General features: G+C 40.4%; 10 protein-coding genes and 3 pseudogenes. 6 read left to right on the forward strand and 7 right to left on the reverse strand.

The features are described from left to right. Window positions 1-23: 23 nt before the first annotated feature. From ffh to xerS, 6 genes and pseudogenes are all read left to right on the forward strand, one after another. Window positions 24-1,592, forward strand: a complete 1,569-nt coding sequence (ffh, locus tag AC5FEC_RS08765) for a signal recognition particle protein (RefSeq protein WP_493661941.1) — start codon at window positions 24-26, stop codon at window positions 1,590-1,592. A 60-nt stretch (window positions 1,593-1,652) separates the two neighbouring features. Beyond that, window positions 1,653-2,441, forward strand: coding sequence for an alpha/beta hydrolase (locus AC5FEC_RS08770; RefSeq protein ID WP_493661942.1), 789 nt, complete (start codon window positions 1,653-1,655; stop codon window positions 2,439-2,441). Window positions 2,442-2,494: 53 nt separating this feature from the next. Further along, window positions 2,495-2,939: pseudogene (locus AC5FEC_RS08775) on the forward strand (MepB family protein). Between the two features lie 123 nt (window positions 2,940-3,062). Next, the gene (locus AC5FEC_RS08780; RefSeq protein WP_493661943.1) at window positions 3,063-3,806 is read left to right on the forward strand and encodes a CPBP family intramembrane glutamic endopeptidase; all 744 of its coding nucleotides are present in this window, start codon (window positions 3,063-3,065) and stop codon (window positions 3,804-3,806) included. A gap of 91 nt (window positions 3,807-3,897) precedes the next feature. After that, window positions 3,898-4,026, forward strand: a pseudogene (locus tag AC5FEC_RS08785) (acetylxylan esterase); the annotation flags it as partial. Between the two features lie 195 nt (window positions 4,027-4,221). Beyond that, window positions 4,222-5,292, forward strand: coding sequence for a tyrosine recombinase XerS (xerS, locus tag AC5FEC_RS08790; protein WP_037618482.1), 1,071 nt, complete (start codon window positions 4,222-4,224; stop codon window positions 5,290-5,292). 45 nt (window positions 5,293-5,337) lie between these two features. Here the strand turns inward: xerS and AC5FEC_RS08795 are convergent, their stop codons facing one another. The 7 genes and pseudogenes from AC5FEC_RS08795 to AC5FEC_RS08825 form a co-directional block, all read right to left on the reverse strand. After that, complete coding sequence (locus AC5FEC_RS08795; RefSeq protein ID WP_493661944.1) at window positions 5,338-7,776, reverse strand: CAP domain-containing protein; 2,439 nt, start codon at window positions 7,774-7,776, stop codon at window positions 5,338-5,340. Window positions 7,777-7,944: 168 nt separating this feature from the next. After that, window positions 7,945-8,676 carry a tRNA (guanosine(37)-N1)-methyltransferase TrmD gene (trmD, locus tag AC5FEC_RS08800; RefSeq protein WP_493661945.1) on the reverse strand — a complete coding sequence of 244 codons (732 nt, stop codon included), beginning with the start codon at window positions 8,674-8,676 and terminating at the stop codon, window positions 7,945-7,947. Beyond that, window positions 8,666-9,184: a ribosome maturation factor RimM gene (gene rimM, locus AC5FEC_RS08805; protein ID WP_493661946.1), complete on the reverse strand. Its 519-nt coding sequence runs from the start codon at window positions 9,182-9,184 to the stop codon at window positions 8,666-8,668. Before rimM ends, trmD begins: the two co-directional genes overlap by 11 nt. A gap of 94 nt (window positions 9,185-9,278) precedes the next feature. After that, entirely contained in the window at window positions 9,279-9,641 is a 363-nt protein-coding gene (locus tag AC5FEC_RS08810) for a TIGR02328 family protein (protein ID WP_493661947.1), read from the reverse strand. Further along, the gene (locus AC5FEC_RS08815; protein ID WP_304948625.1) at window positions 9,610-10,029 is read right to left on the reverse strand and encodes a YbgA family protein; all 420 of its coding nucleotides are present in this window, start codon (window positions 10,027-10,029) and stop codon (window positions 9,610-9,612) included. The genes AC5FEC_RS08810 and AC5FEC_RS08815 overlap by 32 nt, the downstream gene beginning before the upstream one ends. Before the next feature lie 42 nt (window positions 10,030-10,071). After that, window positions 10,072-10,454 (reverse strand): annotated as a pseudogene (locus AC5FEC_RS08820) (GNAT family N-acetyltransferase); the annotation flags it as partial. Then, window positions 10,451-10,633, reverse strand: a 183-nt coding sequence (locus tag AC5FEC_RS08825; RefSeq protein WP_493661948.1) for a hypothetical protein, incomplete at its 5' end; no start/stop codon positions are given. The pseudogene AC5FEC_RS08820 and the gene AC5FEC_RS08825, both read right to left, overlap by 4 nt.

Raw genomic sequence — 10,633 nt, forward strand, 5'->3', positions numbered from 1 at the left:
GATAATTAAGAGGAGAAATATTTATGGCTTTTGAAAATTTAACTGAACGCTTGCAGAACGTCTTTAAAAACCTACGCAGAAAGGGGAAAATCTCTGAGAGTGATATCCAGGAAGCGACCAAGGAGATTCGTCTTGCTCTCTTGGAGGCTGACGTTGCCCTGCCTGTTGTTAAAGACTTTATTAAAAAGATTCGTGAGCGAGCTATCGGACACGAAGTTATTGACACGCTCAATCCAGCTCAACAGATCATCAAAATCGTAGATGAAGAGCTAACAGCCATCCTGGGTTCTGATACAGCTGAGATTATCAAGTCACCAAAGATTCCAACTGTTATCATGATGGTCGGTTTGCAAGGGGCTGGTAAAACGACTTTTGCGGGTAAATTGGCCAATAAACTTAAAAAAGAGGAAAATGCTCGTCCTTTGATGATTGCGGCGGATATTTACCGTCCAGCGGCTATTGATCAGCTGAAAACACTGGGGCAACAGATTGATGTGCCAGTCTTTGCCTTAGGCACTGAGTTCCCAGCAGTAGAGATTGTCCGTCAAGGTTTGGAGCGAGCCAAGGCTAACCACAACGACTATGTCCTGATCGATACTGCTGGTCGACTGCAAATTGACGAAAAGCTCATGCAGGAGTTAGCTGATGTCAAGGCTCTAGCGCAACCAAATGAAATTCTGCTGGTTGTCGATGCTATGATTGGTCAGGAAGCAGCCAATGTAGCCCGTGAATTTAACAATCTGCTGGAAGTAACTGGGGTTATCCTGACCAAGATTGATGGGGACACCCGTGGTGGTGCAGCTCTGTCTGTCCGTCAGATCACTGGCAAGCCGATTAAGTTCACTGGTACCGGTGAAAAGATTACCGATATCGAGACCTTCCACCCAGACCGTATGTCTGGCCGTATCCTCGGTATGGGGGACATGCTGACCCTGATTGAAAAGGCCTCTCAAGAGTACGATGAGAAAAAATCGCTTGAAATGGCTGAAAAAATGCGGGAAAACACCTTTGATTTCAACGATTTTATCGACCAACTAGACCAAGTTCAGAACATGGGACCTATGGAAGACCTGCTCAAGATGCTGCCAGGTATGGCCAATAATCCTGCTCTGAAAAATATCAAAGTAGATGAAAAAGAAATTGCTCGTAAGCGTGCCATCGTATCTTCTATGACGCCAGCTGAGCGGGAAAATCCAGACCTGCTCAACCCGAGTCGTCGCCGTCGGATTGCGGCCGGTTCTGGCAATAGCTTTGTCGAAGTCAATAAGTTTATCAAAGACTTTAACCAAGCCAAACAGATGATGCAGGGCGTCTTATCTGGCGATATGAACAAAATGATGAAACAGATGGGGATCAATCCTAACAATCTGCCTAAAAATATGCCGGGCGGCATGCCTGATATGTCAGCTTTAGAAGGCATGATGGGTCAAGGAGGTATGCCGGATTTATCTGCATTAGGCGGAGCAGGAATGCCAGATATGAGCCAAATGTTTGGTGGCGGACTTAAAGGTAAGGCAGGAGAATTCCTCATGCGCCGCAGCATGAACAAAATGGCCAAACAGATGAAGAAAAATAAGAAAAAACGGAAGTAATCGAAAACAAGTTACATAATTTATTTTATGTAACTTGTTTTGTGCACTTAGGAAAAAGAAATGAAAAAGTTTATTAAGTACCTGATTCAGCTTTATACAAAAATACAAAATAAGCTCCCTTCTCATCCCATCAGCCATCTACCCCTGAGTAAAGTTGATATTCAGCCAATCATCATGATTCCAGGCAGTTCAGCAACGGAGAATCGTTTTAACAAAATGGTTAGAAAGCTCAATCACGGCCAGCATCCTCACCACAGTCTGATTCGGATCAAAGTCTGGAATGACGGTCGAATGACTTATCGTGGGCATTTGAAGCGAAAGGACAGAAACCCCATTTTTGTGATTGGTTTTCAGAATAATCGTGATGGTTATGAAAACATCAAGAAGCAGGCGGCCATGTTTGATGCTGCCTTGACAATTTTGCGAGAGAAGTACCCTTTTACCAGCTTTAAAGGCTTGGGGCATTCTAATGGCGGACTGGTTTATACAGTATTCCTGCAGCAATACCTGACAAACCATTCTGGATTGGAGATAGAAAAGCTCCTGACTATCGGCAGTCCCTATAATTTGAACAAGAAAAATCTTAATCATCGAGTTGAGATGTTAGATGACTTTGTAGCCAACCAGGGAAAACTTCCTAAGAAGCTTCAGCATTTGTCGATTTTGGGAATCTTTTTCCGAGATGGTGACGGAATTGTTCATAAAAGCAGTGTAGAGGCTGGGAGCTTGATTTACAAAGGAAAGATTGCTTCGCATAGAGAGGTCGTCATCACAGGCAAGGATGCCCATCATTCTTCTCTACCACAAAATGAGCAAGTAGTTGATTTGATAAAAGAGTTTTTATTCTAGTGGTTGTTTTACATAATTTTAATTTGGTAAAAAAATAGAAAGACAATAAAACAATGAAAATGACAGACATTGTTTATAGGTACTATGGTGACTTTGATCTGATAAATGAAAAATGAAATGAAGACTATGAAAACATTTTGATTAGGCCAAAGGATGATCAAGAATATAAAAGATGCCGTTTGGCAAAGAAAACACCCAAAAAAGAAGGATATTTTACAATCTTTTGGAAAAAAGACCAAGACAACTAGAATATCCCTTATACCAACGAGGATTTGGGAAATGAACTGGTTATTGTCGTCATCGACGGCTGTCGTTGCGGTCTATTTATGATTCCCAAAGAGGTGGCTATTAGTAAAAATAATTCTTTATACGAAGGATTGTAAAGGAAAGATTGCTATGAGGTTTTATCCGTCCTGGTGCATAAATTTAAACAAAACAGATCGAGCAACACAAAAATGGCAACTGGATTATTTTAAAAAAATCGAATTAGAAGAATAAGTTTTTGGTAAAACAATTAAGTCAATTTTTAAATCTATAGATATTGCATAATTTAAGTTATGTATTTTTTGATATACTTGTATAATTTTTAAGATGTTTTTAAAGCTATTAAAAGGAGTTCCAATGAAAAGAAACAAGGCTCTTTTAGTTTATTTGATAGGAACTTTTAGCCAGTTGTTATCGGTTTGCCTAGTTGTATTTTCTTTGAATTATTACGGTTTTCATTCAAATTTAGTAAATTTTTTTGGAATTATGATAGGTGGCATTTCGACATCCTTATGGGGAAGTATAGTTGCCATTCGGTATTATCAGATTAATTTAAAGAAAATAGTAAAAGATTTTTTTAACATTCATACTAGTTATAAACATTATTTATTAGCATTTTTGCTAGTTATTCTTGATTTCTCTTTTCTATTATTTGGTGGAAAAATCAAACAATTTATTTGGTTTTTCCCTTTTCTGATGTTTTTAAAATTTGTTTTATATGGTGGTTTGGAAGAAATAGGTTGGAGATACGTATTTCAGCCGATTTTACAAGAAAAGTTGCAATATTTTCAAGCAACAATCTTAACATTTTTTATCTGGTCAATTTGGCATTTATTATTCTTTTATATAGATGGTTCCCTAGTCGGTCTTCAAATTGTTCCGTTTTTATTTGGATTGCTTACAAATTCTTTCATGCTTTCAGCTCTTTATTTAAAAACAGGAAATCTCTGGATTTGTGTTATGACACATTCAATTATAAATGTTCTTTCTCAATTAACTATCAGTGACGATCGTTCCGAAAGCTATCTAATCAGAATTATTGTCATTTTTGCATCATGTTATCTGGCCAAGTCCAGCAAAGTTAAATATAAAACGGATTAGTACTTAGAATGGTTCAAAACATTATATTTATGTATACAATAGAGACAATAAGAGTTAAATCATTGATACATTTGAATGAGTAGCATAAATATTAGAGTGTCTAAAAGAGTATTTAGTCATGCCAGAATATGCCCACGAAGCTATGAATGTTCAAGTCAATGATCGAGTCTATAATTTTCTCTGTGGTAGCAAAATTCCATTTCGATATGTAGAAAAATAAGTTACAGAATAAAATAACAATCAGTAGATCCGTAAGATTTGCTGATTTTATCATTTTTAAAAGATATAGATTATAGAAAGGAAAACAAAACAGTCCTATATATCCCCTATGATATCTTTCCGAAAAACTATAATTTTCTTGAAAAATATATCTAGATATGCTATACTACTATTATAGAAAAAACGGAGAATTGTAATGAGACGTGAATTGCTGTTAGAAAGAATTGACAAACTCAAAGCCACTATGCCCTGGTACGTTCTAGAGTATTATCAGTCCAAGCTGGCAGTACCTTATAGTTTTACGACCTTGTACGAATATCTTAAAGAATACGATCGATTTTTTCACTGGGTTTTAGACTCTGGTATATCTGACGCTTCAGAGATTGCTGAGATTCCTCTCTCGGTCTTGGAAAATATGACCAAGAAAGACATGGAAGCTTTCATTCTATATCTGCGGGAACGGCCGCTTCTCAATGCTAACACGACCCAAAACGGCGTTTCCCAGACAACCATTAACCGAACTCTTTCGGCTTTATCCAGCCTCTACAAATATTTGACTGAGGAAGTGGAAAATGAGCAGGGCGAGCCCTATTTCTACCGAAATGTCATGAAAAAGGTAGCTACTAAGAAGAAAAAGGAAACTTTAGCTGCTCGTGCAGAGAATATCAAACAAAAGCTCTTTTTAGGAGATGAGACAGAAGGTTTTCTCCAATATATTGATATAGAGTACCCTAAGAAGCTCTCTAATCGTGCTCTATCTTCTTTTAACAAGAACAAAGAACGAGATTTAGCTATCATTGCCTTGCTGCTAGCCTCTGGTGTTCGTCTGTCTGAAGCTGTCAATCTGGATCTAAAAGACATCAATCTCAAAATGATGGTTATTGAAGTGACAAGAAAAGGCGGGAAAAGGGACTCTGTCAATGTTGCTGCCTTTGCCAAGCCCTATTTAGAGGAGTATCTGAGCATTCGGGTCAAGCGATACAAGGCAGAAAAAACGGATACAGCCTTCTTTTTGACTGAATACCGTGGTATTCCTAACCGAATCGATGCTTCTAGTGTCGAAAAAATGGTGGCCAAGTATTCTGAGGACTTCAAGGTGCGAGTGACGCCTCACAAGCTCCGCCACACACTTGCTACACGTTTATATGATGCAACCAAATCTCAAGTTCTCGTCAGCCACCAGCTAGGTCATGCCAGTACTCAGGTGACAGACCTCTACACTCATATTGTCAACGACGAGCAAAAAAATGCTCTGGATAGTTTATGATAGATAATAAAATCCGTATCATTTTAAGTGATACGGATTTTATTATCATATTCTATTTCTACGACGTCGTTTATTTGCTCCTACGAGCGTTGCTGCACCGATTGCCATTCCAAGAACAGCCAATCGCTCAGCTTCCGAACCTGAACCTGTATTAGGTAAAGTTGTCGTCGTCGCAGAAGCTGAAGCAAGTGGAGTAACTTGAGTTGCTGTTTTTACTCCCTGAGTGTTTGTTCCAGTCGTTACCAAATTATTTCCTTCATCTGAACTTGCGGTTGGAAGTCCATTTGTAGACGGAGCTCCTGCATTTGAACGATATTCAATAGAAGTATCTTTGCCACCAGCTGCAGCACCTCTATAAGAGAGCTGACTACTAGCATTTCTATTACCTTCTTCTTTAAGGAGGTTTGATTGTAGGCGGCTATGTTTCGCCTGAAGATCTGTGTAAATACTTTGTAAGCCGAGCAATTTCATATTTTCTTCTTCAGCGATAGACTTTTTAGCTTCAAAATCAGCTTTTGCAGCAACCAGATTTTGTTTAGCTTTTGCTAACTGCTGAGGAGCTTCTTTCAAGCTGACCACTCTTTGTTGAGCAGCCAACACACGCTCTTGAGCAGCAGTTAATTCTTCCTTGATTTTGCCTAATCCACTCTGCAACTTTTGTTCAGCAGCTTTCAAAGCAACTAACTGAGTTTGGGCTTCTCCCAGAACTGTTTGGGCTTTTGCTAATTTTGCCTGATATGGTGCTAGAGCATTAGAAATTCTGGTTGTAGCAGCAGCTAAAGCAGTTTTTTTATCAGCTACATTTTGTTTCGTGACAGCTAGATTTGTTTCTGCTTCATCAACTTGTTTTCTCGCATTTGCTAGTGCCGTTGCGCGAGCAGCTTCGCTATTTCGTACATCAGCCAACTGAGAATTTAAGATATTAATCGTGGATTCCTGACTAACTTTTTGAGCTTGCAATCCTGCCAAACGGTTTTTCAAAGCAGTAACATTGGCACTAGAACCTACAGAGCGCCCACCACCGCTACGAAGTAATTGAGCTAGCGCATCAGCGCTCATCAAAGTCCCATTATTCACACGTTCATTGAAATTGCGAATATTGTGGAAACCTACTTCTGAAGTACCATATGGAGTTCCCCACTGGTTCGGACGAGTATCATAGGCTGCAGAGATTGCATTGGCCTTGTTGTCCATCATTTGAACATAGTGACCAATTTTAGCAAATACACTTGCTCCAACTTTCATATAAATTGCGTTGGCATCAATCTGTCTTTCATCCGTTGGCAATCCATATTGGGCAGCAATTTTTTGGTACAAAGCCTTTTCACTGTGCCAGAAATCAACAGCACCTTGCGGGGTGAAACTGATGGCCACATTTTCGTTTCCAATTAGTTTGCCCATATGCCAGTTAGCTTTTTCAAAGTAGACTGTTTGAATTTGGCTGGCTACATTAGCATAAGGATCGACTAATAGCTCTGGAAGACCAGCGTTACGTCGGTAAGCATTGATAGCTTTAACCAATTCAAGGGCTTGGAGGTTGTTCTCAAGGCTTGCTGGACTAGCTGGATCCGTTCCAACTGTAATGCCATATTCTCGCTGACCACGTTGATACATTGCCAAAGCATTAGTAGCTGCATCCCTTACAGCTTGACTCGGAGCATTATTGCGCAAATTCTCTAGGAATTGGGAATAATTAGTATTTCGAAGATCAACCGGTGCTGTTGCAGCATTTTTCTGTTCAATAGCTAACTCTGTATTTGTTGAAGTAATCAATTGCTCAGTCTGATTTAACTCAGCCTGTGTTTTGTTGATCTTACTTTGGATGTCTGACTGAGCCTGCGGCGAGTCTTTCACATCCTGTTCCGCTTTTGTTAACTCATTCTTTGCATGTTCTAACGCATTCTGTGCTTGATTTTGCTGATTTTTTGCTGTTTCTACAGCTTCTTCTTCTGCATGAACTGGCTCTTTAGCTTTATTGAGTTCAGACTCAGCTACATCCACCAATGATTGTTGGGCAGCAATTTTATTTTCCTGATCTTTTACAGCCTGACTTGCGTCAGCAACAGCTGTCTCAGCGTTTTCTACTGCTGCCGCTTTAGCTGCCGCTTCTTCCTCGGTAGATTTTACATGCTCTTCTGCTTGAGAAATTTCTTCGTCTGTAGCTTCTTTTTCATTCTCTGTCGCTGTTTCTACAGATTTTTCAGCTTCTGCAACTGCATTTTTTGCCGCTTCAACATCAGCTTGAGCCTTATCAGCTTGTTCTTGTTGTCGATCAGCATTTGCTTTAGCAGCGTCAGCTTGCTCTTTAGCTTCTGCCACATCTGCAGTAGTAATAGGCTTCTCTGTAACTGCTGTTGATTTTGGTTCTACAGTAGTTGATTTAACAATTTCTTCAGCTTTTACCTGATGACTGAGTCCGCCAGAGATGATCGTTGTCGCTGCGATACCAGTTGCTACAACGGATTTCCCAATCCTTTTTTCCATATATCGTACTCTCTCCTTCTTGTAGTATCCCTTACATATATCGGACACAAATATCGTATGCTATAATACTAACATAAAATGGCCGGATTCACCAGTCAAAACAATATCATTTTGATAGAAATTTTGTTACAGTTTTATGACGAAAACAGTTAGTCACCAGCTGACCTTCTATCCCTTCTTTGATGAATGTTCCAAACGAATTTCTTCCAACATTTTGGCTTCTTCAGCTGTACATTCATAGTTTTCCAGCAAGTCTGGACGACGCTCATAAGTTTTTTTCAAACTTTCATAAAGTCGCCACTTGCGGATATTTTCGTGATGACCGCTCATGAGGACTTCCGGAACGACCATGCCGCGATAGTCATAGGGCCGAGTGTACTGAGGATACTCCAAGAGCCCAGACGAAAAACTGTCATCTGTATGACTGACTTCCTTGCCAATAACCTCTGGAATCAGGCGAACGGTCGCATCAATCACGGTCATAGCCGGCAATTCTCCCCCGGTCAGGACATAGTCACCCAGCGAAATCTCGTCCGTCACCAAGGTCTTGATCCGCTCATCATAACCCTCATAGTGACCGCAGATGAAGATCAATTCCTCTTCCTTAGCCAGCTCCTCAGCATAGGCTTGGTCAAAAGTCCGACCAGCAGGATCCAGCAAAATCACGCGCGGCCGCTTCTTTTCAATGGCATCATAGGCATCAAAAATAGGCTGGGCCCGCAGTAGCATGCCCTGACCTCCACCATAGGGCTCGTCATCCACATGCCGAGATTTTTCCGCATTTTCGCGAAAATTGTGGTAGTTGATTTCCAAGAGGCCTTTTTCCCGAGCTTTACCGACGATAGAGTGCTCCAAGGGCGCAAACATCTCCGGAAAGAGGGTCAAAATATCAATCTTCATCGTCCAGTCCTTCCGGTATCTCTACATCAACCCGACCTCGCTCAATGTCAATCCCCAGCACCACTGGCGGAATATAAGGAAGAAGCAAGTCGCGCTTGCCTTTTCGTTTGACCACCCAGATATCATTGGCTCCTGGCTGGAGAATCTCCTTAATCGTGCCTAGTAGGACATCATTTTCATAAACTTCAAGACCGATGATTTCATGGTAGTAAAATTCTCCGTCTTCCAAGTCCGTTAAATCTTCTTCTCGGACTTTCAAAGTGAAATCACGAAATTTCTCAATCTCATTGATATGGTACATCCCCTTGAACTTGATAATGTCAAAGTTCTTGACCTTGCGGTGGCTAGCAATTTCCACGTCCATGACAAACTGGTCCTTCTTATCGAAAAGGGCCAATTTATTACCTTTTTTAAAACGTTCTTCTGCAAAATCCGTCACTGACAAAACCCGCATCTCACCTTGCAGACCTTGGGTGTTAACGATTTTCCCAACATTAAAATAATTCATTTTTGCTCCAGTTAATCATTTTACTATTCGTTTTATTGTATCATTTTGCTTGCTTTTTCTCAAGACAGGCAGTTGGCTCAGACAACAGAAAAGCCTATAAGTCAATACCTTTTTCTTTGAGGTTTTGCAGACATTCCTCATAATATGCTGCATCATGCTCAGGGTAAATAGGCCTTGTGACAGGCACTTCTTCCAGATGCACATAAGCCGGACAAGTCTTGCCACGATAGTTTCGCTCCAGCCATTCTGGTGACACACGATAACCTCGCCTGCTCATCTCCTCCATAACCAGCTCATGGTAGCGATAAAGCAAGTAAGGAGAATGAGTAAAAACATAGTCAACGGTCGCATGTTTCTTCCCCCAACCATTGCCACGAAGAGCACAGCATTCACGATGTTGCCCAAGCAGTTGTGGACGGGGAAGTTTAGGAATCAGTTCTTGATGCCAGAGTCTCATCGTAACCTCCATATAGTAAGGATGAATTTTGCAAATAAGGATTCGGATAATTTTCTAAAAGATTTCGCACTGCTAGAATCAGCTGCTCTTGCGGAATTTTGCCATACTCATATCGACTAAGCAAATACATGAAATCTTCTCTTTCTTTTTGGCTGGCCTTTTTCTTAAAATATCCCCAGACATGCTGAAAAGCATTGATAACCTGGCCCCTGCTTTCTGGTAAGGCTACTGCCTTCTCAATATAATGCCGAATATCTTCTACAAAAACCGTATCTTGCTTTAAATATTCACGTATTTCTTTATAAATTACAGCCGAATGGCTCAAAACCAAGTATTTATGTCGAGCCCATAGTCGCTCACACTCATGGCGGTCATTTCGTAATCTCATTTTCTTCTTTCTAGTTTTTAATCATCCAGTTTTTTAATGCTGTTTCTGATAAAAGTCCCAGCGGGCCTGGCGTTGCTCAGGATTGTCACAAAGCTCATCCAGGCGCTCAATCTCTAAGAGCATGGTCCGCTGATAAAAATTTACCAGCTTATCAATGATTTCTCCACCATAGCCATGGCTGCGTAGGTGGGGCATAATGGCAAAAAAACTGACATAAAAAGCCTGTTCATTGGAAATAGCAAAAGCAAAGCCAACAAATTCATTTTCATGATAAAAAGCGAAAAAATAGCCTCTTCCTGATCTTCATAACGCAAAAACTCATTGAGCGGCTCCCTCTCCTCCTCTGGGAAAGCGTCATTATTCAAGGCTTCTACCTTATCCAAATCTGGAAAATCTGCTGTAATGATCTGGCTGGTTAAGCTCATAAAATCACTCCTTTTCTAGTGATAGTATAACAAATTTTGCAACTGGTTTCAAAAAAGAGGCTGGGACAGACAGCCATGACGACATAGCCGTCACCCACAGAAACACGAAAATAAAGAAAACAGCCCTCATTTAGAAGTATAATATAAGTGAGGGCTTTGTGGTTGATAATTTCTTGAAT

Source organism: Streptococcus sp. STC1396 (assembly GCF_058933875.1).